The 22,479-nt window shown below is 62.8% G+C and carries 24 protein-coding genes, 4 tRNA genes and 1 pseudogene; 20 read left to right on the forward strand and 9 right to left on the reverse strand.

From position 1 onward, the window contains the following. Nucleotides 1–174 precede the first annotated feature (174 nt). The 3 genes and pseudogenes from RFM98_RS23360 to RFM98_RS23370 form a co-directional block, all read right to left on the reverse strand. Nucleotides 175–1,716: a DEAD/DEAH box helicase gene (locus tag RFM98_RS23360; protein WP_320311045.1), complete on the reverse strand. Its 1,542-nt coding sequence runs from the start codon at nt 1,714–1,716 to the stop codon at nt 175–177. A gap of 293 nt (nt 1,717–2,009) precedes the next feature. Continuing rightward, nucleotides 2,010–2,783: an NAD kinase gene (locus RFM98_RS23365; protein WP_320214030.1), complete on the reverse strand. Its 774-nt coding sequence runs from the start codon at nt 2,781–2,783 to the stop codon at nt 2,010–2,012. A 450-nt stretch (nt 2,784–3,233) separates the two neighbouring features. Next, nucleotides 3,234–3,470 (reverse strand): annotated as a pseudogene (locus tag RFM98_RS23370) (MBL fold metallo-hydrolase); the annotation flags it as partial. A gap of 377 nt (nt 3,471–3,847) precedes the next feature. On the opposite strand from RFM98_RS23370, the gene RFM98_RS23375 reads away from it, so the two are divergent. Then, nucleotides 3,848–4,420: a DUF2569 family protein gene (locus RFM98_RS23375; protein WP_320311046.1), complete on the forward strand. Its 573-nt coding sequence runs from the start codon at nt 3,848–3,850 to the stop codon at nt 4,418–4,420. 197 nt (nt 4,421–4,617) lie between these two features. On the opposite strand, the gene RFM98_RS23380 is transcribed toward RFM98_RS23375, so the two are convergent. Next, a tRNA-Thr gene (locus RFM98_RS23380) sits at nt 4,618–4,693 on the reverse strand. 156 nt (nt 4,694–4,849) lie between these two features. Here RFM98_RS23380 and RFM98_RS23385 point away from each other — a divergent pair. Together RFM98_RS23385 and RFM98_RS23390 are read left to right on the forward strand one after the other, a co-directional pair. Further along, nucleotides 4,850–5,017 carry a hypothetical protein gene (locus RFM98_RS23385; protein ID WP_320311047.1) on the forward strand — a complete coding sequence of 56 codons (168 nt, stop codon included), beginning with the start codon at nt 4,850–4,852 and terminating at the stop codon, nt 5,015–5,017. Nucleotides 5,018–5,055: 38 nt separating this feature from the next. Then, nucleotides 5,056–5,616, forward strand: a complete 561-nt coding sequence (locus RFM98_RS23390; protein WP_320311048.1) for a BA14K family protein — start codon at nt 5,056–5,058, stop codon at nt 5,614–5,616. A gap of 121 nt (nt 5,617–5,737) precedes the next feature. Here the strand turns inward: RFM98_RS23390 and RFM98_RS23395 are convergent, their stop codons facing one another. After that, the gene (locus RFM98_RS23395; protein WP_320311049.1) at nt 5,738–6,163 is read right to left on the reverse strand and encodes a hypothetical protein; all 426 of its coding nucleotides are present in this window, start codon (nt 6,161–6,163) and stop codon (nt 5,738–5,740) included. Nucleotides 6,164–6,278: 115 nt separating this feature from the next. Here RFM98_RS23395 and RFM98_RS23400 point away from each other — a divergent pair, with 115 nt between their 5' ends. Then, nucleotides 6,279–6,635 (forward strand): hypothetical protein, encoded by a 357-nt coding sequence (locus tag RFM98_RS23400; protein WP_320214034.1) that lies wholly within the window; start codon nt 6,279–6,281, stop codon nt 6,633–6,635. Between the two features lie 60 nt (nt 6,636–6,695). On the opposite strand, the gene bhcR is transcribed toward RFM98_RS23400, so the two are convergent. Further along, the gene (gene bhcR / locus RFM98_RS23405) at nt 6,696–7,517 is read right to left on the reverse strand and encodes an HTH-type transcriptional regulator BhcR (protein WP_320214035.1); all 822 of its coding nucleotides are present in this window, start codon (nt 7,515–7,517) and stop codon (nt 6,696–6,698) included. Between the two features lie 203 nt (nt 7,518–7,720). Between bhcR and gcl the strand changes: the two genes are divergently transcribed. The 3 genes from gcl to RFM98_RS23420 all read left to right on the forward strand — a co-directional run bounded on the left by gcl (nt 7,721) and on the right by RFM98_RS23420 (nt 11,326). After that, nucleotides 7,721–9,502: a glyoxylate carboligase gene (gene gcl, locus RFM98_RS23410; protein ID WP_320311050.1), complete on the forward strand. Its 1,782-nt coding sequence runs from the start codon at nt 7,721–7,723 to the stop codon at nt 9,500–9,502. 28 nt (nt 9,503–9,530) lie between these two features. Beyond that, the gene (hyi, locus tag RFM98_RS23415) at nt 9,531–10,328 is read left to right on the forward strand and encodes a hydroxypyruvate isomerase (protein ID WP_320311051.1); all 798 of its coding nucleotides are present in this window, start codon (nt 9,531–9,533) and stop codon (nt 10,326–10,328) included. A gap of 74 nt (nt 10,329–10,402) precedes the next feature. Next, nucleotides 10,403–11,326: a 2-hydroxy-3-oxopropionate reductase gene (locus tag RFM98_RS23420; protein WP_347349898.1), complete on the forward strand. Its 924-nt coding sequence runs from the start codon at nt 10,403–10,405 to the stop codon at nt 11,324–11,326. A gap of 52 nt (nt 11,327–11,378) precedes the next feature. Here the strand turns inward: RFM98_RS23420 and RFM98_RS23425 are convergent, their stop codons facing one another. Then, a complete protein-coding gene (locus RFM98_RS23425) occupies nt 11,379–12,242 on the reverse strand; it encodes a TrmH family RNA methyltransferase (protein ID WP_320311053.1) in 864 nt (287 codons plus the stop codon). 198 nt (nt 12,243–12,440) lie between these two features. On the opposite strand from RFM98_RS23425, the gene RFM98_RS23430 reads away from it, so the two are divergent. Next, nucleotides 12,441–12,525, forward strand: a tRNA-Tyr gene (locus RFM98_RS23430). Nucleotides 12,526–12,613: 88 nt separating this feature from the next. Continuing rightward, nucleotides 12,614–12,687: transfer RNA gene (locus tag RFM98_RS23435), tRNA-Gly, on the forward strand. A gap of 93 nt (nt 12,688–12,780) precedes the next feature. On the opposite strand, the gene RFM98_RS23440 is transcribed toward RFM98_RS23435, so the two are convergent. Beyond that, nucleotides 12,781–13,230 carry a YidB family protein gene (locus RFM98_RS23440; protein WP_320311054.1) on the reverse strand — a complete coding sequence of 150 codons (450 nt, stop codon included), beginning with the start codon at nt 13,228–13,230 and terminating at the stop codon, nt 12,781–12,783. A 146-nt stretch (nt 13,231–13,376) separates the two neighbouring features. Between RFM98_RS23440 and RFM98_RS23445 the strand changes: the two genes are divergently transcribed. Next, complete coding sequence (locus tag RFM98_RS23445; RefSeq protein WP_320214041.1) at nt 13,377–13,634, forward strand: GlsB/YeaQ/YmgE family stress response membrane protein; 258 nt, start codon at nt 13,377–13,379, stop codon at nt 13,632–13,634. Nucleotides 13,635–13,707: 73 nt separating this feature from the next. Here the strand turns inward: RFM98_RS23445 and RFM98_RS23450 are convergent, their stop codons facing one another. Then, the gene (locus RFM98_RS23450) at nt 13,708–14,595 is read right to left on the reverse strand and encodes a DMT family transporter (protein WP_320311055.1); all 888 of its coding nucleotides are present in this window, start codon (nt 14,593–14,595) and stop codon (nt 13,708–13,710) included. Between the two features lie 228 nt (nt 14,596–14,823). On the opposite strand from RFM98_RS23450, the gene tuf reads away from it, so the two are divergent. The 10 genes from tuf to rplL all read left to right on the forward strand — a co-directional run bounded on the left by tuf (nt 14,824) and on the right by rplL (nt 22,447). After that, complete coding sequence (tuf, locus tag RFM98_RS23455; protein ID WP_095765516.1) at nt 14,824–15,999, forward strand: elongation factor Tu; 1,176 nt, start codon at nt 14,824–14,826, stop codon at nt 15,997–15,999. Nucleotides 16,000–16,219: 220 nt separating this feature from the next. Continuing rightward, nucleotides 16,220–17,824 (forward strand): COG3904 family protein, encoded by a 1,605-nt coding sequence (locus tag RFM98_RS23460; protein ID WP_320311056.1) that lies wholly within the window; start codon nt 16,220–16,222, stop codon nt 17,822–17,824. Between the two features lie 190 nt (nt 17,825–18,014). Next, on the forward strand, nt 18,015–18,500 hold the full coding sequence (locus RFM98_RS23465) for a group II truncated hemoglobin (RefSeq protein WP_320311057.1): 486 nt from the start codon (nt 18,015–18,017) through the stop codon (nt 18,498–18,500). A gap of 148 nt (nt 18,501–18,648) precedes the next feature. Beyond that, a tRNA-Trp gene (locus tag RFM98_RS23470) sits at nt 18,649–18,724 on the forward strand. Nucleotides 18,725–19,073: 349 nt separating this feature from the next. Next, nucleotides 19,074–19,277: a preprotein translocase subunit SecE gene (secE, locus tag RFM98_RS23475; protein WP_320311149.1), complete on the forward strand. Its 204-nt coding sequence runs from the start codon at nt 19,074–19,076 to the stop codon at nt 19,275–19,277. Between the two features lie 26 nt (nt 19,278–19,303). Further along, the gene (gene nusG / locus RFM98_RS23480; protein WP_041003121.1) at nt 19,304–19,831 is read left to right on the forward strand and encodes a transcription termination/antitermination protein NusG; all 528 of its coding nucleotides are present in this window, start codon (nt 19,304–19,306) and stop codon (nt 19,829–19,831) included. Nucleotides 19,832–19,991: 160 nt separating this feature from the next. Beyond that, a complete protein-coding gene (rplK, locus tag RFM98_RS23485; RefSeq protein ID WP_042642146.1) occupies nt 19,992–20,420 on the forward strand; it encodes a 50S ribosomal protein L11 in 429 nt (142 codons plus the stop codon). A 4-nt stretch (nt 20,421–20,424) separates the two neighbouring features. After that, nucleotides 20,425–21,123, forward strand: coding sequence for a 50S ribosomal protein L1 (rplA, locus tag RFM98_RS23490; RefSeq protein WP_320214045.1), 699 nt, complete (start codon nt 20,425–20,427; stop codon nt 21,121–21,123). A gap of 370 nt (nt 21,124–21,493) precedes the next feature. Next, entirely contained in the window at nt 21,494–22,012 is a 519-nt protein-coding gene (rplJ, locus tag RFM98_RS23495) for a 50S ribosomal protein L10 (RefSeq protein WP_320311058.1), read from the forward strand. Between the two features lie 54 nt (nt 22,013–22,066). Beyond that, a complete protein-coding gene (gene rplL / locus RFM98_RS23500) occupies nt 22,067–22,447 on the forward strand; it encodes a 50S ribosomal protein L7/L12 (RefSeq protein WP_320311059.1) in 381 nt (126 codons plus the stop codon). The last annotated feature ends 32 nt before the right edge of the window (nt 22,448–22,479 follow it).

A 22,479-nucleotide genomic window follows, 5' to 3' on the forward strand; every position in this document is an offset into this window, starting at 1 on the left:
ATCACCCGGGACCAGCTGGTCCAACGTCACCATCTCAAGGGCGGTCTGTTCGGGGGCGGGTCGCTTCAACATGACCCAGTGAATCAAAAACCCCCGGCTAACGCCAGGGGTTTGTCAGCAGTCTGACGGCCCCGCTAGGGGCCGTTTTTATTCCAGGCTATGCCGGTATGGACTTCAGACCTTCGCGACGATCCGCATGAAGGCCGGCATATCGTCGCCGAAGCCGACGGTCGCGTCGTCTTCTTCCTGACGATGGCGGCCAGGGCGGTCGCGCTGCGGACGGGCGTCGCCGCGCTGCTCGTGACGGTTGCCCGGGCCTTTACGCTCGTTCTCCGAGCGGATCGCATCCTTGCGGGCGCGGCGCTCGGCGATGTCGGCCACTTCGGCGACAGGCTGCTCGTCGCGCACGGCCTCGGGCGTCTCGTCGCGCTTGGCGTGACGGTCCTTCTTGCGCTCACCCCGATCCTTGCGGTCTTCGTCCTTGCGGCCGGCACGACGCGGGGCGCCGCGGCCACGGCGCGGCGATTCCTCGCCCTCGCTTTCGGTCACGGTCGACAGGTCGCCGTCATGCCATTCGATCTTCGTGCCGATCAGCCTTTCGATGGCGTCGACATATTTGGTGTCGGCGCGGGTGGCGATGGTGAAGGATTTGCCGGAACGGCCGGCCCGGCCGGTGCGGCCGATGCGGTGGACATAGTCCTCGGCGTGGATCGGCACATCGTAGTTGAAGACGTGACTGACATCGGGAATATCGAGACCGCGCGCGGCGACGTCCGAAGCAACGAGATAACGCAGCTTGCCGTCGCGGAAATTGGCAAGCATCTGCATGCGGGCGCGCTGGTCCATATCGCCATGCAGGGCGCCGGCGTCGAAATCATGCTTGAGCAGCGAGCGGAACAGCTCCGACACCTCGACCTTGCGGTTGCAGAAGATGATGGCGTTCTTCAGCTCGGCGTCTTCGGCCTTCATCAGATTGCGCAGCGTCTCGCGCTTGTCCCACGGCTTCGAGCCGGACTTGACCAGGCGCTGGATAATGCTGGTGGCGGTCGATGCGGCCTTGGAGACCTCGACGCGCACCGGCGCATGCAGGAATTTTTCGGTGAGCTTGGTGATCTCGGGCGGCATGGTCGCCGAGAAGAACAGCGTCTGCCTGGTGAACGGGATCATCTCGCAGATGCGCTCGATGTCGGGGATGAAGCCCATGTCGAGCATGCGGTCGGCCTCGTCGATTACGAGGATTTCGACACCATTGAGCAGAAGCTTGCCACGCTCGCGGTGATCGAGGAGGCGGCCTGGCGTGGCGATCAGCACATCGGCGCCGCGTTCGAGCTTCTTGTCCTGCTCGTCGAAGGATACGCCGCCGATCAGGAGCGCGATGTTGAGCTTGTGGTTCTTGCCGTATTTGACGAAGTTTTCCTCGACCTGGGCGGCAAGCTCGCGTGTCGGCTCGAGGATCAAGGTGCGCGGCATGCGGGCGCGGGCGCGGCCCTTTTCCAGTCGGGTCAGCATCGGCAGCACGAAGGAAGCCGTCTTGCCGGTGCCGGTCTGGGCGATGCCAAGCACATCCTTGCCGAGCAGCGCATGCGGGATGGCGCCGGCCTGGATCGGCGTCGGCTGGGTGTAGCCGGCATCGGTGACTGCGGAAAGGACCTTCGGCGACAGGCCGAGGTCTGAAAAGGTCAACGCTTCTGGAGCGGTCGTGGTGTCTGAGGACAAGTGTTTGTTGTCTTTGGCTGGTTCGGGAAAAATCGCAACACGCGTTGCGGCAGGCGCCGCGCACCTGCAAGATCGCGGTTGCAGTTAGGCGCAAGTCCGCGATTTGTCAACAGAAACGGGTGGGAATCCGGCGATTGTGAAGACGTAACCTTAATCGCGATGCTTAAAGCGCGTTGCGTCGAAACGGATTCAGGCTTTGCGCTTCTAATCTTTGTTTGATGCATACCGCTTTCCCAAAACCGCTGCGCACTTTTGGGCGACATGCTTAATCGAAACAATATCGTTGCGCCGGCTCAGTAGCGGAATTGCTCGGCAAGGATACGTTCGTTCCAAGAATGGTTCGGATCGAACAGCAAAGTTGCCGTGGCTGTCGGCGATTCCCGCACGGTGATGGAGGCCACCGCCTTGACCTCTGTATGGTCGGCGGCGGCATTCACCGGACGCTTTTCGGCTTCCAGGATGTCGAAGCGTATGGTCGCCTTGTTGGAGAGCAGCGCCCCGCGCCAGCGGCGCGGTCGGAAAGGGCTTACCGGCGTCAGCGCCAGGAGCGGCGCATCGAGCGGCAGGATCGGCCCGTGCGCCGACAGGTTGTAGGCGGTGGAACCGGCGGGCGTGGCGATCATCACGCCGTCGCAGTTCAGCTCCTCCAGCCGCACCTGACCGTCGACGGTGATCCGGATCTTCGCCGTCTGGTACGACTGGCGCCACAGCGCCACCTCGTTGATCGCCGGCGCCGAGACGGATTCGCCATCACGCGTGACCGCCACCATTTCGAGCGGCCGGATGGTCTCGGCGACCGCGGCGGCGATGCGTTCCTCAAGGCCACCGGCGCGATACTCGTTCATCAGGAAGCCGATGGTGCCACGGTTCATGCCGTAGACTTTCTTGCCCGTGCTCATCGTGTCGCGCAGCGTCTGCAGAAGAAAGCCGTCGCCGCCAAGCGCGATGATGATCTCGGCCTCGGCGACAGGCACCTGCCCATAGCGCGCCGACAGGCTTTCCAGCGCGGCGCGGGCGTCGTCGGTGTCGGAAGAGACGAAGGCGAAACGGCTGGCGGCTTTGCTCATGGCTCCCGGAGGGCGACCATCTGCGGGGCCGCGCCGGCGACGGCGTAGCATGCGTCGCCCATATCTGTGAAGGGCGGCGTGCCGTGCCGGTCGAAGGGACGTCGAGGATGATTGTCGCGCTTCATGACAGAGGCGCAACGAATGTGATGGCTGCAATGGTTAAGACGGAGCTTAAGCACTCGTAAAGCCGGATCGATCATGTTAGCCGACAGTGGATGGGTTGGCGGGGGCTGGCCAGTCGAGAGACCTGTCTATTGCCGGTAACGCGTCTGATCATAGTCTTCCTGATGATGGGAAGTTTCGCGCTGATGTTCGCCGAACTGGTGCGTCAATCGGAAGAGATGAGCCAGCGGCCGCAGCCGACGGCTTCCCGTTGTGGCGACGCCACGGGAACCCCCTGTCCGCAAAGGGCGCTTTAGGCTCGCTTCCCTGATCGCTCCAGCCGCCGTGCAAGTGGCAGCCGGCCTTGCGCTTGCCCGCGACATCGATGAGTTGCCGATAGCGCACCTTGCCGAAGCTCGGGAAATGGCCGCCATGCACGACCGACACGTCGAGTTCGCGCATGGCAAGCATCGTCCCGACATAGTCCTCGATATCGGAGTGATAGACGTCGTCGATCAACGGCCCGTCACAGACGATGTCGCCGGATAGCAGCATGCCGGTCTTTTTCTCGTAGAGCGCGATGCCGCGGGCCCGACAGCCCTTTCGGCCAAGCCTATACCGGCCTCGACCGCTGACCGAGCAGATATGCGCGCTGATCGCCCGCCTGCAGCAGATCGGCCTCGTGCGGCCGGACACAGACGGACCGGCGGTGGGAGAACTGATCTTCAACAACATGAACATGATGATCATCGAGTTCGTGCAGCGCGACGAAGCGAAGATACCGGACCTGCCCGCAGCGATACGGAGGCAGAATAGGATATTGGTGGCGGAGATCGGGGTTCGAGGGAGCCAGGAGGAACAGTCGTTTAAGCCACTAACAAGGTGGTCGCCTGCCATGTGCCTCTTGAGTTGAGATTTGAGATATGAGACAACTTTGAGGTGTATATGGAAGGGGGGGGGAAATGGGGACGTTTTCTATTTGGCATTGGGCGATCGTGCTGCTGCTGATCGGTGTACCTGTCTTCTTTGCCGTTCGCTCGGCGATCAAGCCGTCACAGCATCCGAACGGTTTGGTTGGGTTCGGCGGTTGGCTTATGCTCCTGGCGATCGGGCAGATTTTGTCGCCGTTCCGTACGTTGGCTGAGCTGTTCTCGTCGAGCGAAGGTTATCAGCAGCTCATGGCGCTGCCCAACGGGCCCCTGGCCGTCTGTGGCGAAATCGTTCTGCTGCTGGCATTTGCGGTGCTTCAGGTGGTCGTTCTTTTCGCAATGCTGCGGCGCAGTCCCCGTTTCAAGCGGCTGTTCCTTTATCAGTGGATTGCGATCCCCGTAGTATTCATCCTCGACGTCGTTTGGACTTCGACTGTTCTCGGCGTTTCAATCAGCCGGATTCTTGCGGGAGAAGCGCTGGTCGCGGTCATCGCATCGTTTGCAGTAACCGGGATTTGGGTGGCGTACGTCTACAGGTCCGTCAGGGTCAGAAACACGTTCGATAGGGCTGCGGCCACTGCGCAGATTGCTACTGCCTTTCAGTGACAGGGCAAGGAATTCAACTCTTTGCATGAGCCGCCAGCGGTCCTCCTTCGCCAAGGCTTCGGAGGACACTCCTTCGTCTAACGATCTTCGGGTGGCCTGCCATCCGAAGCTCGCAGAGCGAAGGTGCGAAGGCGGCCTGCCATCCGAAGCTCGGAGAGCGAATGTGGCCTGCCATCCGAAACTCGAAGAGCGAAGGATGGTGCCCCCGGCAGGAATCGAACCCGCGACCTTCGGTTTACAAAACCGCTGCTCTACCAGCTGAGCTACAAGGGCATGGCGCTCCGGTAGCATATTTCGTGCGTCAGTAAAGACAAAACTCCGTTTTGGGTTGCTGATGGACCCGCCGCGGTCGCCGAGGGGGCATGCTGAAATTCGGCGCGCCGCTTCCTACATCTCGTTCGGGTGCAATCGCATCGAACCGGGTGTCACATGATCAGATTCGTCATCGTCCTGCCGCTTATCGTCGTGACCTGGCTTCTCCTGGTGAAGATCGTCAGCGATCTGAAGAAGGCCAACATCGACTGGACCGGCGTCGCCACCTTCGTCGGCTTCATCGTGCTCGCCTTCTGGCTGCGCCATGTCACCGGGATGGGGTGAAAAGAGGGAGTAGGCAGTAGGCGGTAGTGAGTGGAGGGATGCCCGTTCGCGACGGCTGCCTCGCCACTATTGACTACTCACCACTCACTCAATCTCTAGCGAGAGGACGTATTGCCTTCGAAGGGCAGCCCACCGGGCCGCCCTTTTTTGCATTCGAAAACAATGAACTGGCCGGAAAAATCGTCGGCGAAAAAATCTCAAAAAATCTTCGAACCTTTTTCCGGGCCGCGACGACCCATGTTCAAGAGGCGGATGGTTCGCCTCTCCACCGAAACCAGGAGATCGTCATGTTCAAGCGCACCATCGTTTCCGGCCTCATCGCCACCACCGTCGCAGCCGCCTCACTCGTCGGCACCGTCCAGCCTTCGGCCGCTCACAACCATCACAATCGCGAACTCGGCATCGGTATTGCCGCCGGCGTCGGCGGCTTCGTCCTCGGAAGCATGCTCGCCCAGCAGCCCCGCCCGGTCTATGTCGAGGAAGACGGCTACGACGGTTCCTGGCACGTCCGCCGCTGCATGGCCCGCTACGGCAGCTATGATCCGGGTTCGAACACCTACATCGGCTACGACGGCTACCCGCACTATTGCCATCTGTAAGAGGAGGCGGACCAACGACAGGAAAAAGGGGCTGCGCGCAGCCCCTTTTCTTGCGTTTGAACGTTAGAGCCTCCGCTGGATCGGCTAATTGAAGCGAGCGGATGCTTCACGGCCGGTAACCCTAACGGTGAGGCTTCGTATTAGCCTCGGGCATCGCCAATCCCGCCATGCGGCAGGCGCCGCCAACTGAAGCCTCGTCGCCTATCGCCACCAGTTCGAAACTGTTCCCGGGATCGGGGTAGATCTTGCCAATGAAAGGTTCGTTGCCGTCGGAACCGCTGGGAGAACTCTTGTCGTCGACATAACCGCACACCACGATCTCGTGGCGGCCGTTCAACGTGCGCTCTCCGGCGAGCATCGTTCCGAACTTTGCGGCGATAGGGTTCCTCAAGTGCTGGCGGACGCCGGCGGTGATGATCTCCTCCAGGGCCAGCGAGATCGGAATGGGATCGACGCGTTGGGTGCCGTCGGGTTCGAGCGGTGGTGGTGCCGCCGCCACGCATCCGCAAAGTGACGCGGCAGATAAAAGCTGAACTGTTTTCCGCATCCGCGCCCTTTCGCACGCATTGGAACGCTCCCGCAAGGCGACCAAGTCCATGCACGCGAAGGTGTACAGCGATTTGGCGAGCGTCTAGTCTGGCAGCAACGGCGGGGAGGGTGGCTTGGACGAGCAGGACCCGAAGGAAGAAGTGGTGGAGACGGTTTTCCGCAACGGCACCGTCACCACGGTCGGCATCCTGCTGGCCTTTTCGCTGGGTTTCATCACCCATTGGGCCGCAAATCCGATCCCCTGGCAGACCTACCATCTGGTCGCGGTCCTGCCGATCCTGGTCGGCATTGCGCTGCAGATGCGGGCACTCGCCATGCTGCTGGACATGAAATCGCTGCAGCGTCGCGTCTTCGAGCGCGCCAACCGCATCTTCATCACCGGCCTCATCTTCACGGCTTGCGGCGTCGGCGCCGCGATCCTGCTCGATTTCTTCGACATTGCGGTGAAAAGCGCCTTGCCGGGCGCATGACCCGAGAAATCGCGGACCGATTTCTCGCAAGGATCATGGGCAAGGAGAAATTCTCTTGGATCAGCCCGCTTTGGCGCCGCCGATCATCTTCGTCACCTCGGCCGCGGCGTCGCGCACCAGCGGACCGATCTCGGCCAGCCGCTCAGGCGTGACCCGCACCGTCGGGCCGGACACGGAAACGCCGCCGATCGGCTCGCCATACTCGTCGAAGATGGCGGCTGCGACGCAGCGCATGCCCGGGTGGCGTTCCTCGTCGTCGACCGACCAGCCGCGATGCTTGATGGTCGCAAGGTCGTGAGCCAGCGCAGAAATGTCGGACAGCGTCTTGTCGGTGTAGCGCTGCAGGCCTGCCTTGCGCAGGATGGCGGCAACCCGTTCCGGCTCGAGATGCGCCAGCACCGCCTTGCCGATGCCCGAGGCATGGAAGGGGCTGCGCGTGCCCGGCCGGAAGAAGGCGCGGATCGCCTGGTGCGTCTCGACCTGGTTGACGAAGACCACGCAATCATCCTCGGCGACACCCAGATTGGCGGTCTCGCCGGTCTTTTCCATCAATTCCTGCATGACGATGCGGGCGCGGTCGACGAGCTTGCGCCGGCGCAGGAAAGCCGAGCCCATGCGGTAGGTCTCGACGCCGACCGACCACAACTGGTCGGTCGTGTCGAACTCGACCATGCCGTGGTTTTCCAGCGTCGTCAGCATTCTATAGGCGGTGGAAGCGGCAATGCCGCTTTGCGCCGCGATTTCGCTGAGCGACAGGCCGCTGGCCTCGGCGACGATCGCCAGGATGCGGAGTGCCCGGTCGAGCGACTGCACCGATGCCGCTTCGGAAGGACCGTTGAAGGCGCGCGGCCGGCCGCGCTGGCGTTTTTCCGTCGTGTCCATACGCGCCATTCTCGCCGATTTCATACCGGACGCAATGAAAAAGTTTTTCAGAGATTGTCGCGGTAGGTTTTCTGGAAAACGAAAAGTGAAACGAAATCAGTCAATAAGATGGGTTTTCTAGAAATGAAAAAATATTCTGAAAAAATTGAAAAATCGAAGGCGCGCTGGCATTCTCAAGCCAACCAACGAAGTGGAGGCTTGCTATGGCCAGGATGCGCGCTGTCGACGCGGCGGTTCTCGTTCTCGAAAAGGAAGGCATCACCAATGCCTTCGGCGTGCCGGGCGCGGCGATCAACCCGCTCTATTCGGCGCTGAAGGCGAGGGCTACCATCCGCCACGTGCTTGCCCGCCATGTCGAGGGCGCCTCGCACATGGCCGAAGGCTATACGCGGGCCAAGGCCGGCAATATCGGGCTCTGCATCGGCACTTCCGGCCCGGCCGGCACCGACATGATCACCGGCCTCTATTCGGCCTCGGCGGATTCCATCCCGATCCTCTGCATCACCGGGCAGGCGCCTCGCGCCCGGCTCAACAAGGAGGATTTCCAGGCCGTCGATATCGCGTCGATCGCGGCACCCGTCGCCAAATGGGCGGTCACCGTCATGGAGCCCTATCTGGTCCCGATGGCGCTGCAGAAGGCGTTCCACCTGATGCGCTCCTCGCGGCCGGGTCCGGTGCTGATCGACCTGCCGGTCGATGTCCAGCTCGCCGAGATCGAATTCGACATCGACGCCTACGAGCCGCTCGCTCCCTTCAAGCCGGCGATGACGCGCGCCCAGGCCGAGAAGGCTCTGGCGATGCTCAACGAAGCGGAAAGGCCGCTGATCGTCGCCGGCGGCGGTATCATCAACGCCGATGCGTCCGATCTGCTGATCGAATTCGCCGAGATCACCGGCGTGCCGGTCATCCCGACGCTGATGGGCTGGGGCGCGATCCCCGACGACCACCGGCTGATGGCCGGCATGTGCGGCCTACAGACCTCGCACCGCTACGGCAATGCAACGATGCTGGCGTCAGACTTCGTCTTCGGCATCGGCAACCGCTGGGCCAACCGCCACACCGGCTCGGTCGACGTCTACACCAAGGGCAAGAAATTCATCCATGTCGACATCGAGCCCACCCAGATCGGCCGCGTCTTCGCGCCGGATCTCGGCGTCGTCTCGGACGCGGGTGCTGCGCTGAAGATCCTGCTCGACGTCGCCACCGAATGGCGCACGGCCGGCAAGCTGCGCGACTGGTCGGGCTGGGCCAAGGAATGCCAGCAGCGCAAGAAGACCATGAAGCGCAAGACGCATTTCGAGCAGGTGCCGCTGAAGCCGCAGCGCATCTATGAGGAGATGAACAAGGCTTTCGCCCGCGACACCACCTATGTCACCACGATCGGCCTGTCGCAGATCGCCGGCGCGCAGTTCCTGCATGTCTACAAGCCGCGCAACTGGATCAATTGCGGCCAGGCCGGCCCGCTCGGCTGGACGCTGCCGGCAGCACTTGGCGTGCGCGCCGCCGATCCGGACCGCGATATCGTCGCGCTCTCCGGCGACTACGACTTCCAGTTCATGATCGAGGAGCTGGCCGTCGGCGCGCAGCACAAGCTGCCTTACATCCACGTTGTCGTGAACAACGCCTATCTCGGCCTGATACGCCAGGCGCAGCGCGGCTTTTCGATGGATTACGAGGTGAGCCTCGCCTTCGAGAACGTCAACCGGGCGGGCGATCCGGAGGCAGGCTACGGCGTCGACCATGTCGCGGTCGCCGAGGCGATGGGCTGCAAGGCGGTCCGCGTGCGCAAGCCCGAGGAATTCGCCGGCGCCTTCAAGGAGGCGCAGCGGCTGATGAAGGAGCATCAGGTTCCGGTCGTCCTCGAATTCATCCTCGAGCGCGTCACCAACATTTCCATGGGCACGGAAATCGACAAGATCACGGAATTCGAGGAACTTGCCGAGAGCCATGAGGATGCCCCCACCGCGATTGTGATGCTCGACTAGGGTAAGGCGGACAAGAAAGAGAAAAAGAATGCCGCGTTTTTCAGCCAATCTTTCGATGCTCTTCGGCGAGCATGAGTTCCTCGACCGCTTCGATGCCGCCGCCCGCGCCGGCTTCAAGGGCGTCGAATATATCGGCCCCTACGATCATGCGCCGGACGTTGTCGCCGCGCGCCTGAAGAAGAATGGTCTCAGCCAGGTTCTCTTCAACCTGCCGGCCGGCGACTGGGCAAAGGGCGAGCGCGGCATCGCCGTGCTGCCCGACCGTGTGCCGGAATTCCGCCAGGGCATCGCCAAGGCGATAAGCTACGCGCATGCGTTGGGCTGCGAGCAGATCAACTGCCTGGCCGGCATCGTGCCGCAGGGTGCCGATCGCACCGTTCTGGAAAACATCTTTGCCGAAAACCTCGCCTTCGCGGCCGAGAAGCTGGAGCAGGCCGGCATCAGGCTGCTGATCGAGCCGATCAACACCCGCGACATCCCTGGCTTCTTCCTGAACTATTCCGACCAGGCGCTGGCGCTGATCGACCGCATCGGCTCGAAGAACCTGTTCCTGCAATACGACATCTATCACATGCAGATCATGGAGGGGGATCTCGCCCGTACCATCGAGGCAAACCTTCCCCGCATCGCGCATATCCAGCTTGCGGACAATCCCGGCCGTCACGAGCCGGGGACGGGCGAGATCAACTATCCCTTCCTCTATCATCACATCGACCGGCTCGGCTATTCGGGCTGGATCGGCGCCGAATACAAGCCGAAGGCCGGCACGGAAGCCGGGCTCGGCTGGTTCAGCGAGTTCGCCGGACATGGGAGCGCCGCGGCTTAAGCGCTTCCCTTCTCCCCGTCATTATACGGGGAGAAGGTGCCGGCAGGCGGATGAGGGGCAGCGCCCACCGTGCGATGTATTCGAACGAGACGTTCAGGAGAACAACAATGGAAACCATCGGCTTCATCGGCCTCGGCATCATGGGCGCGCCAATGGCGGGGCATCTGCTCGACGCCGGCTATCCAGTCATTGCCAGCGACCATCGCTCCAAACCGCCGGCCGATCTCGTCGCCAAGGGGCTGAAGACCGTGACCGGCCACAACGCGGCGGCCAAGGCCGCCGACATCATCATCACCATGGTGCCGGACACCCCGCAGGTGGCCGACGTGCTGTTCGGCGAGAACGGCGTCGCCGGCGGCCTGTCGAAGGGCAAGCTGGTCATCGACATGAGCTCGATCTCGCCGATCGCCACCAAGGAATTCGCCAAAAAGATCAATGATCTCGGCTGCGACTATCTCGATGCGCCGGTGTCGGGCGGCGAGGTCGGCGCGAAGGCGGCTTCGCTCACCATCATGGTCGGCGGCGAGGACAAGGCCTTCGAGCGCGCCAGGCCGATCTTCGAGAAGATGGGCAAGAACATCACGCTGGTCGGCCCGAACGGCGTCGGCCAGACCACCAAGGTCGCCAACCAGATCGTCGTGGCATTGACCATCGAAGCCGTCGGCGAGGCGCTGGTTTTCGCCTCGAAGGCCGGCGCCGATCCGGCCAAGGTCAGGCAGGCGCTGATGGGAGGGCTCGCCGCCTCGCGCATCCTCGAAGTGCATGGCGAGCGCATGATCAAGCGCACCTTCGCGCCGGGCTTCCGCATCGAATTGCACCAGAAGGATCTCAATCTGGCGCTGGAAGGCGCCAAGGCGATCGGCGTGTCGCTGCCCAACACGTCGACCACGCAGCAGCTGTTCAATTCCTGCGCTGCCAATGGCGGAGCCAAGGAGGATCACTCGGCGCTGGTTAGGGCGCTGGAGCGGATGGCGGGACTCGAAGTAGGTAGTGAGTAGTGAGTAGTTTTGTAATGGTTGGCCGCGAAAACCACTCACTACTCACTACTCACTACTCACTACTCGCGAGGAATTTCCTCGCCGCGTAGAGGCTCACCGCCGCCGCGTTCGACACGTTGAGCGAGTGGATGGCGCCGGGCATGTCGAGACGGGCGAGGGCGGTCACCGTCTCACGCGTCTTCTGCCGCAGGCCCTTGCCTTCCGCGCCCAGCACCAGGGCAATTTTCTCGCCGTCGAAGGTTTTTTCCAGCTCGGCCGGCCCTTCGGAATCGAGCCCGATGGTCTGGAAGCCGGCCTCGTGCAACTGTCCGAGCGCATCGGCGAGGTTCTTCACCTCGATCTGGTCGATATGCTCCAGCGCGCCGGAGGCGGATTTCGCCAGCACGCCGGATTCCTGCGGGCTGTGCCGGGCGGTCGTGATCAACGCGCCGGCGCCGAAAGCGACCGCGGAGCGCAGGATCGCGCCGACATTGTGCGGGTCGGTCACCTGGTCGAGCACCAGCACCAGCCTTGTGTCGCCAAGCGCGTCGAGACGCTTCGGCTTGAGCGGTTCGGCTTCGATCAGCACGCCCTGATGCACCGCATCGGAGCCCGTGATCCTGTCGATGTCCTTCGGCTCGACCAGCTCGGCCTTGAAGGGCAGGGCGGCAAGATCGGCGATCGAAAGCCGCTCGGCGGCGTTGCGGCTCACCAGCATTTTCCTGATCTTGCGCCGCGGATTGTCGAGCGCCGCCCGCACCGTGTGCAGGCCGTAGAGCCGCACCAGCCCGTCGGCCGGCCCATCGCCCGGCGGCACCGGCTGGCGCGGCCGGAATGCCGGCGCGCCGCCGGCCTTCTGGTCGCGATGCGCGCGCCTGAGTTTGGCGTAATGGGTATCCTTTGGGGTGCCCGGCTTGTTGCTTTTATCGTCGCTCATGCGGCCTCTATAGCGGCCCCGTCCGGCTAAGGATATGGCCCACGGCAATGAATGCCGAACATCCTCGAAAAACCCTGGCCACGGCGGTTGACACCCATCGGCCTTGCCGCCATAAGGCGCTTCGCTGATTTCGGAGAAGATCTTACTCGGGTTCCGGATCGGCGAAAATGCCTCGTTGCATGGCTCCGGCGGCAGACTGGAGAGGTGCCCGAGTGGTTAAAGGGGACGGACTGTAAATCCGTTGGCTTAGCCTACGTTGGTTCGAATCCAACCCTCTCCACCACTGCCGGCCCGGAAGCCCTGAAACGAACAAGTCTCGGACCGAAAGTGCATGGCGCTTTTCGGGTGAATCCGGTACTTCAGTGTAAGGCGCGGGTATAGCTCAGTGGTAGAGCAGCAGCCTTCCAAGCTGAATATGCGGGTTCGATTCCCGCTACCCGCTCCAGATCGCCTGCCTGCCGGGTTTCCCGCTTGACCGCCATTCGGACAGAACCGCCGCGCGCCGTAGCGCGCAGCGCATTCCGCTTCATCACGCCGCTTAGCTGTTGAAGGCCGAAGCGACCTGATGGTTCTGCGGGATCTGGCCGTTCGGCGTCAGCTTGTCGACGATGCCGGGCAGCGCCGTGGAGAGTTGCTGCAGCAGTTCCTGCTCGTTCATGCCGGTGCGCTGGGCGATCTCGCGGATGACCTGTGGGCCGATCGCGGCACCGAGGTCATTGGCATTGATCGGCTGGTTCTGGCCGGTGCCAACCCAGGAATCGGCCACGTTGCCGTGGCCGGCGCCCTTCAGCTTGTCGAGCAGGCCGCCGAGACCGCCGAGCAAGCCGCCGTCGGCGGATGTGTCCGTCGGAGCCGGCGCCGGCGCTTGCGGCGCGGCCGGCTCTTCGCTTCTGCCGCTCAACATCTTGCCGACCAAAAGCGCGCCGAGCGCGATCATCAGGGGTTTGGTGATATTGCCGCCGGGAACGGCATTGTCGAAAAGGCCCATCGTGGATCTCCTGTTATCCAGCCAAGTCTTATCCAGCCAAGTCCGCCCGGCCCCAGAATGGGGCAAACGGTCGGAATTTCAAGCTGTCTTGAGCTTTTGACAATCATATGACCATGATGGCGCGGCGGGGGATTTTGGAGGGAACTATGGGCATCATCAGCTGGATCATTCTCGGCATCATCGCAGGGTTCATTGGCAGCAAGATCGTCAACAAGACCGGTCAGGGCATGATCATGGATATCGTGCTCGGCATCGTCGGCGCCATCGTCGGCGGCGTGATCTTCAGCGCCTTCGGTGCGTCGGGCGTCACCGGCCTCAACATCTGGAGCCTGATCGTGGCCGTGATCGGCTCGGTCGTCGTGCTCTGGGCCTACCATCAGATTTCCGGCAAGCGCACGCTGTAGAGGTAGAGAAAGCCGCATTTGATCGGCTGCTGGTGGTCGACCCTTTGGGTCGGCCCGTACTGACTTTGCGCCTTCAGGCGACCATGGCCAGCCGGCGCTTTCTTTCGTCGAGCGAGACGATCGCCAGGCCGCTGGCCATCACCAGCAGGATGCCGCAGACGGCGAGCGCGTTCGGGAACTGTCCGAACACCAAGAGACCCGAAATGACCGCCCAGACGGTGAAGCAGTAATAGAAGGGCGCGACCGCGCTTGTCGGCCCGACGCGGTAGGCCATGAAGATGAAGAAATGGCCGAAGATCAGGAACAGGCCGGCGCCCGCGATCAGCAGCAGATGACGTCCCCCGGGCATCACCCATTGCTCGCAGACGAGGTGCGCCGCGCCTGAGCCGACCAGCACCACCACGACCGCGGAGATGGCGACAATCATGCCCGGCACCTCGGCGCCCACCTTGCGGCCGGCAAGGTCGCGTACCGCCGCGAAGGCCGCATTGCCGAGCGCCAGCAGGGCATAGACCGAAATGCCCTGCATTGTCGGCTGCGCCACCATAAGCGCCCCGACAAAGCCAAGCCCGATCAGCGCCATGCGCGTGGCGCCGATCTTTTCGCCGAACAGCATCGAGGAGCCGACCAGCACGATGAGCGGCGTGACTTGGCCGAGCGCCGTCGAATCCGCGATCTGCATGTTGGCTAGGGCCACGACGTAGCACAGGATCGCCAGCAGCTCGAACAGGTTCCGGCGCAGCACCTTGCGCTCGAAGAGCAGCGGGATCTGCCTGGCATAGCCCAGCATCAGAAGCAGCGGCACGCCCCACAGCATCGCCGCCGCGCCGCGCAGCAGGAGCACTTCATAGGGCGGCAGTCCCGTGGTCGCGAGCTTCATCATCGTGTCGTTGACGAGGTAGGAGCCCGTCGAGACGATCATGAACAGCGGGCCGCGGATATTTGCCGGAATGAACTGCATCCGGCGAACAAGATCAGAGCGGCGTCGCGGCGGCAATGGGCCAGCCCGGAGCCTTTGATTTTATGTCCGGCGTCCCTATATCGGCGCCATATCCCACTGAAATCGACCATTGGTACGGGTCGAGCGAGAATCCGCTCAGCCACAAGGCACTTGTGTTTTTCAGCCGTTGTCGCTAATCGCCCCGCATTCGACTGAACTGAAGGTCAAGGCCGTCCAAGGAAAGAGACTATGGCAAAAGGTAAATTCGAGCGCACCAAGCCGCATGTGAACATTGGCACGATCGGCCACGTCGATCATGGCAAGACGTCGCTGACGGCGGCGATCACGAAGTATTTTGGCGAATACAAGCGCTATGACCAGATCGACGCGGCACCCGAAGAGAAGGCGCGCGGCATCACCATTTCGACGGCGCATGTCGAGTATGAGACGGCCAACCGTCACTATGCCCACGTCGACTGCCCCGGCCACGCCGACTATGTGAAGAACATGATCACCGGTGCCGCGCAGATGGACGGCGCGATCCTGGTTGTGTCGGCCGCCGACGGCCCGATGCCGCAGACCCGCGAGCACATCCTGCTTGCCCGCCAGGTCGGCGTTCCGTCGATCGTTGTGTTCCTGAACAAGGTCGACCAGGTCGACGACGCCGAGCTGCTTGAGCTGGTCGAGCTCGAGGTTCGCGAGCTTCTGTCGAAGAACGAGTTCCCCGGCGACGACATTCCGATCGTCAAGGGTTCGGCGCTGGCTGCGTTGGAAGATTCCAACAAGACCATCGGCGAGGACGCCATCCGCGAGCTGATGGCTCAGGTCGACGCCTACATCCCGACGCCTGTGCGTCCGCTGGACAAGCCGTTCCTGATGCCGATCGAGGACGTGTTCTCGATCTCGGGCCGCGGCACGGTGGTGACCGGCCGCGTCGAGCGCGGCGTGGTCAAGGTCGGCGAGGAACTGGAAATCGTCGGCATCCGTCCGACCACCAAGACGACCTGCACGGGCGTCGAGATGTTCCGCAAGCTGCTCGACCAGGGCCAGGCCGGCGACAACATCGGCGCGCTGCTGCGCGGCGTCGACCGTGAAGGTGTCGAGCGCGGCCAGGTTCTGGCCAAGCCCGGCACGGTGAAGCCGCACAAGAAGTTCGTGGCCGAGGCCTACATCCTGACCAAGGACGAGGGCGGCCGTCATACGCCGTTCTTCACCAACTACCGTCCGCAGTTCTACTTCCGCACGACGGACGTGACGGGCATCGTGACGCTGCCGGCCGGCACCGAAATGGTCATGCCTGGCGACAACATCACCGTCGACGTCGAGCTGATCGTGCCGATCGCGATGGAAGAGAAGCTGCGCTTCGCCATCCGTGAAGGCGGCCGCACCGTCGGTGCCGGCATCGTCGTCACCATCAAGGAGTAATCGATCCGGTTATCGCCGGTTCGGCAAGGAAGGGCGGTCTTCGGGCCGCCCTTTTAGTTTTGGAAACAGTATTGCCAGGACCTTTTCAATTCTGTTGCAACCGTCGTCGCCGTAACTAGTATGGGTTGTACCCGAGGGCTTGCCAGACGTGGTTTCCACATTCCGTCCTACGACCATACGGTGCTGGCGCGGACTGCTGCGCCTGGGATTGGCCGCTGCCATGGGGCTGGCCGCCTTCGGTGCCGCCGCAAAGGAAGAGCCGCCGGACTACGGTCCGACGATGCGCTTCGTCGTCGTGCGCAGCAGCGCGCCGGGCTGCGAGCCGAACTGCCCGGAATGGATTTCAGCCGAAGGGACGATCGATGCGGGCACGCCGATGCTGCTCAGGCGCCTGCTGAAGACGCTCGGCAGGCGGCAACTGCCGATCGTCGTCAATTCTCCCGGCGGCAACGTCGATGCCGCGCTTCAGCTTGGCCGCATGGTCCGCAAGAACAAGCTCGATATCGCGGTCGGCATTACGGAGTTTTCCGGCTGCTCGCCGGCGATGAAGACTTGCCGGGACAATGACGGCAAGGGCCAGCCCTATTCCGGTGTTGCTCCCTATTTCGGCGTTGCCCACGACAGCGGTGCGATGTGCAACTCGGCGTGCCCGCTGATGTTTGCCGGCGGCATCCGCCGCGTCGTCGGTGAATGGGCCTATCTCGGCGTCCACCAGATCACCACCACCTTCCGGCGCGAGAAGCTGCTCTACCGCACGACCTATCGCATCGTGAACGGCAAGAAGAAGGTCATCAGCACCAAGATCGTCAGCCGCAAGAATGCCGGCAGTTACAAGACCTATGAGATGAGCAAGGCGGTCGAGGAGCGGCTGTCGGGCTATTTGAAGGAGATGGGCGTCGAACAGGGCGTGCTGGGCGTGATGAAGGCGACGCCTGCCAGCGACATCAGGCAGATCGAGCCCGAAGACATGCTGGAGATGAAGCTCGTCACCAGCCTCGATTCGCTCGATTTGCTGACCGAGAGGACCATTTGCCAACATGACCCGGTGCCGGTGAATTGCCGGGAGGTACCGGCGAACGGCAAGCCGGCCGCTGTCGCGGCGGTCGTGCCTTCTCCCATTGCCCCGGCGCCCGCGCCCGAAGCTCAGGAACAGGAGATGCGCTTCGTTCTTGTTCGCGGCAGCAATCCGCTTTGCAATCCCGATTGTCCGGAATGGATTTCGGCGGAAGGCACGATCGCCGCAGGTACGGCCGACAAGCTGCGCCAGTTGCTCGATACGATCCGTGAGCGCCGGTTGCCCGTCGTGATCAACTCGCCGGGTGGAGATGTGCAGGTCGCTCTCGGCGCAGGCCGGCTGATCCGCGAGCGCGGGTTGGATGTCGCGGTCGCCCGAACGGACTTTCTCGATTGCGATCCGGGCGCCGTGGGGTGCGTCGCAACCGACGGTCTCCATGCCGGCCTCACCGTCGATGCAGGCGCCGAATGCGACGCCGCCTGCGCGGTGATGATCGCCGGCGGTGTCCGACGCCTGGTTGGCGCCGATGCGCATTTCCTGGTGCATTCCATGGGCATGGAAGGGAAGGTCAGGGCGTATCTTGACGAGATGGCGATCGGCTCGGGCTTTTTCGTCGCGATGCAGTCGGCCGAATATGCGAAGCACAGGGAACTCGGCCGGGACGAACTGCAGAAATTCGGACTGACGACCGGCCCGCAATCGGTGGACGCGCTGACGGGCGCCACCATTTGCAGATCCGCGCCCAGGCCAGACAATTGCAGGGTTCTTCCGGCCGCTGATGCCGAGGCAAAGGCGTCGGCGAAATTGTAATCCCATTCTCGCACTGGCCATGGGGGCAGGTTGAGGCGGGCAGGGCTTCCGCTATCCTTTGCGACCACCGACTAAAGCGCGTCGCGCTGAACCGGATTCAGGCGACGCGCTTTAAGTCTTTGTTTTGATGCATGTCGTTGTCCCAGAACCGCTGCACACTTCTGGCGACATGCATTAAGGAGGATCGGCGATGCGCGAGGATATTCCGACTTTGTATGAATGGGCCGGTGGCAGCGAGGCGCTCAACCGGCTGACCCGGACCTTCTATGACAAGGTGGCGCGGGATCCGATCGTCGGTCCGGTGTTCAAGCACATGTCGCCGGACCATCCGGCGCATGTCGCCGCCTTTATCGGCGAGGTCTTCGGCGGGCCGAAGTCCTATAGCGAAAGGCATGGCGGCCACCGCGAGATGGTGATGCATCATCTCGGCAAGCACCTGACCGAAGTGCAGCGGCGCCGCTGGATCAATCTCCTTGCCGACGCCGCGGATGAGGTTGGCCTGCCGGATGATCCCGAGTTCCGCTCCGCCTTCATGGGTTACGTCGAATGGGGATCGCGGCTGGCGAAGATGAACTCGAATCTCGGCGAGACCTGCGATCCCGAGACCGAGCCGATGCCGGCCTGGGGCTGGGGCGTGCCGGGCGGACCGTTCAAGCCGCCTGCCGGGAAGCCGTAGGCGCGGGCGCGTCGTTGCGCGAGCGCGATCCGTTGCCGGCGCAAATGCGATCCAGATTTCCGGCAATGGTTTTAAAACGGCATGCGAGCGCTCTTTACAGAGGACCCGGAAGCTTTTAGGAAGCGCCTGCGCACAAATACGCGCATGCACGGGCATAGCTCAGTTGGTAGAGCGGCGGTCTCCAAAACCGCAGGTCGTAGGTTCGAGCCCTGCTGCCCGTGCCATTTCCCAAATGGCCGATCGAGGCCTCTGCCGTTGAATATCGCCGGATGGCTTGCCATATAGCGTGAATTAGGGCATAAGCCCCGCATAGCCGGGACGGGACGACTGGATGGTTCCGAGGCGGCGTTAGAACATAAAGCGGACGCTTGCCACTTGCGTGGATTGAGAATCGGTTTTATGTAGACGGAACAGACACGCGACGCGTGGAGCTGGGAAGCCGGCTTTACGCGTCTGATTTGCGTGGGTGCAATGGCGGTGCTGATTCGGCGCCGCACAGAGCCCAGGCGGCACGTCCCGGCCAGCGGGATCATCCAGGAGGCCCGGCCAACGGGTCTTGAAAACAGGCGGCACATGGCTTCGAAAACCACCAACCCCTTCACCTTTCTCCAGCAGGTTCGCGCGGAGACGGCCAAGGTGACATGGCCTTCGCGGCGCGAAACCATGATCTCGACGGTGATGGTGCTCGTGTTCGCGGTCATCGCGATGATCTTTTTCTTCACCGCCGACATAGCCATGGGCTATGGGATCGAGAAGATTCTGGGCCTCGGGCATTAATTCGGCGATTACGGAGAGGTCGTGAAATGACTGCGCGCTGGTATATCGTCCACGCCTATTCGAACTTCGAGAAGAAGGTCGCCGAGGATATTGAGAACAAGGCCAAACAGAAGGGCCTGTCCGGCGAGATCGAGCAGATCGTGGTGCCGACCGAGAAGGTCGTCGAGATCCGCCGTGGCCGCAAGGTCGATGCCGAGCGCAAGTTCTTTCCGGGGTATGTGCTTCTGAAGGCCAACCTGACGGACGCCGTCTTCTCGCTGGTCAAGAACACGCCGAAGGTCACCGGCTTCCTGGGGGACTCCAAGCCTGTGCCGATCACCGAGACAGAGGCGCAGCGCATCCTGAACCAGGTCCAGGAAGGCGTCGAGCGGCCGAAGCCCTCGGTCACCTTCGAGATCGGCGAGGCGATCCGCGTTTCCGACGGCCCGTTCGCGTCGTTCAACGGCGTCGTCCAAGAGGTGGACGAGGAGCGTGCCCGCCTCAAGGTGGAAGTTTCGATCTTCGGGCGCGCGGTGCCTGTCGATCTGGAATTCGGACAGGTCGAAAAGGGCTGATCCGGATACCCGCGCCGAAGGCGTCGGGAGCGGCGGCAGACGCCGCATGAACGGGTGGGAGGCGAAGGCGGCACAGCCGGCCGTCGGAACCGCACCACCAGACTGCAACCGCCGGTGTTCCCAGATCGTGGGGCCGGCATGAGAAAAGGCAGGAATAGAGATGGCTAAGAAAGTTGCAGGCCAGCTCAAGCTCCAGGTTGCCGCGGGCTCGGCCACGCCGTCGCCCCCGATCGGCCCGGCGCTTGGTCAGCGCGGCATCAACATCATGGAATTCTGCAAGGCGTTCAACGCGCAGACCCAGGAGCTCGAGAAGGGATCGCCGATCCCGGTCGTCATCACCTACTACCAGGACAAGTCGTTCACCTTCGTCATGAAGACGCCGCCGGTGAGCTACTTCCTGAAGAAGGCCGCCAACCTGAAGTCGGGCTCCAAGGAGCCGGGCAAGACCAAGGTCGGCACGATCAGCCGCGACAAGGTACGCGCGATCGCCGAGCAGAAGATGAAGGACCTGAACGCAAACGACGTCGAGGCGGCCATGCGCATGGTCGAGGGCTCCGCCCGCTCGATGGGCCTGGAAGTGGTGGGCTAAGATCATGGCAAAGATTGCAAAGCGTGTTGCCAAGAGCCGCGAAGGCATCGATCCGAACAAGGCTTATGCGCTCTCCGAAGCGCTGCAGCTGCTCAAGGACCGGTCCAAGGTGAAGTTCGACGAGACCGTCGAGATCTCGATGAATCTCGGCGTCGATCCGCGTCATGCCGACCAGATGGTCCGCGGCGTGGTCAACCTGCCGAACGGCACCGGCCGCTCCGTGCGTGTCGCCGTGTTCGCCCGTGGCGACAAGGCCGAGGAAGCCAAGGCCGCCGGCGCCGATATCGTTGGCGCCGAGGACCTGGTCGACATCGTCCAGAAGGGCACGATCGATTTCGATCGCTGCATCGCCACCCCGGACATGATGCCGCTGGTCGGCCGTCTGGGTAAGGTGCTCGGCCCGCGCGGCATGATGCCGAACCCGAAGGTCGGCACCGTGACCACCGATGTGGCAGCGGCCGTCAAGGCTTCGAAGGGCGGCGCCGTCGAGTTCCGCGTCGAGAAGGCCGGCATCGTCCAGGCCGGCGTCGGCAAGGTCTCGTTCGACGTCAAGGCGCTGGAAGAGAATGTGCGGGCCTTCGCCGACGCGGTGAACAAGGCCAAGCCGACCGGCGCAAAGGGCAACTACGTCAAGAAGGTGTCCGTCACCTCGACGATGGGCCCGGGCCTCAAGCTCGACCTCGCGACGCTCGCCGCGTCGTAAGTGTCATCCGGTCGGCCAGGGCCGATCGCAAAAGAATTCCGGGCCGCCGATCCGTCGGCGGCCCGGTACCCCGGAAGCCGAAAGGTTTCCGGATATCCTGTCCGAGATTGCAGGCGGCCCAAAAGCCTTAATTCATGTGGGCCTGCATGAGACGGGTGAAGACCCGACAAAGGAGCGGAAAGCTCCAATGAAAGGTTCGAACCGTGTTTGCCTTTTGTCAGCGCATCGCCGGCTTGGCCGTCGATGTGGCGAAAGGGGGCAGGATCCTCGAGCGCCGTTCGGGAGATCCAGGATTTGGATGGCCCGGCCGGCAAAAGGCAACCCGACTTCTGACCTCGGAAATGAGGCAGGGGTCAACTGGAGATAGGCAGTGGACAGAGCGGAAAAGCGCGAACTCGTCACGGGCCTGAACGAAGCGTTCGGAAACGCGGGTTCAGTCGTCGTGGCCCACTACGCCGGCATCACCGTGGCGCAAATGAACGACCTTCGGTCGAAGATGCGCGCTGCCGGTGGCACCGTCAAAGTCGCGAAGAACCGTCTCGCCAAGATCGCTCTTCAGGGCACGGACTCCGCATCGATCATCGATCTGTTCAAGGGACAGACGCTGGTCGCTTATTCGGAGGATCCGGTTGCGGCGCCGAAGGTCACGTCCGATTTCGCCAAGGGGAATGACAAGTTGATCATTCTCGGCGGCGCGATGGGCTCGACCTCGCTCAACGCCGACGGTGTGAAGGCACTCGCCACACTTCCGTCGCTCGACGAGCTGCGCGCCAGGCTGGTCGGCATGATCGCCACGCCGGCAACCCGGATCGCCCAGATCGTCAATGCGCCCGCGGCTTCGGTCGCGCGTGTCATCGGCGCTTACGCCCGGAAGGACGAGGCGGCATGAGGCCGTTCCTCGCTGTCAACAACACACGTTCGAACCAAGTAAAGGAATACAACAATGGCTGATCTGGCAAAGATCGTAGACGACCTTTCGAAGCTGACCGTCCTCGAGGCGGCCGAGCTGTCGAAGCTCCTGGAAGAGAAGTGGGGCGTTTCGGCTGCTGCTCCGGTGGCGGTCGCCGCTGCTGGCGGCGCTGGCGCCGCTGCTGCTGCTCCGGTTGAAGAGAAGACGGAATTCGACGTCGTTCTCGCCGACGCCGGCGCCCAGAAGATCAACGTCATCAAGGAAGTCCGCGCCATCACCGGCCTTGGCCTCAAGGAAGCCAAGGACCTGGTCGAAGCGGCTCCGAAGCCGGTCAAGGAAGGCGTTTCCAAGGCCGACGCCGACAAGTTCAAGGCTCAGCTGGAAGCAGCTGGCGCCAAGGTCGAGCTGAAGTAAGGCGTATCAAGCGGCGGGCGGCCTCGCGCCGT

The organism is Mesorhizobium australafricanum, from assembly GCF_033977265.1.
Classification (GTDB): Bacteria; Pseudomonadota; Alphaproteobacteria; order Rhizobiales; family Rhizobiaceae; genus Mesorhizobium; species Mesorhizobium australafricanum.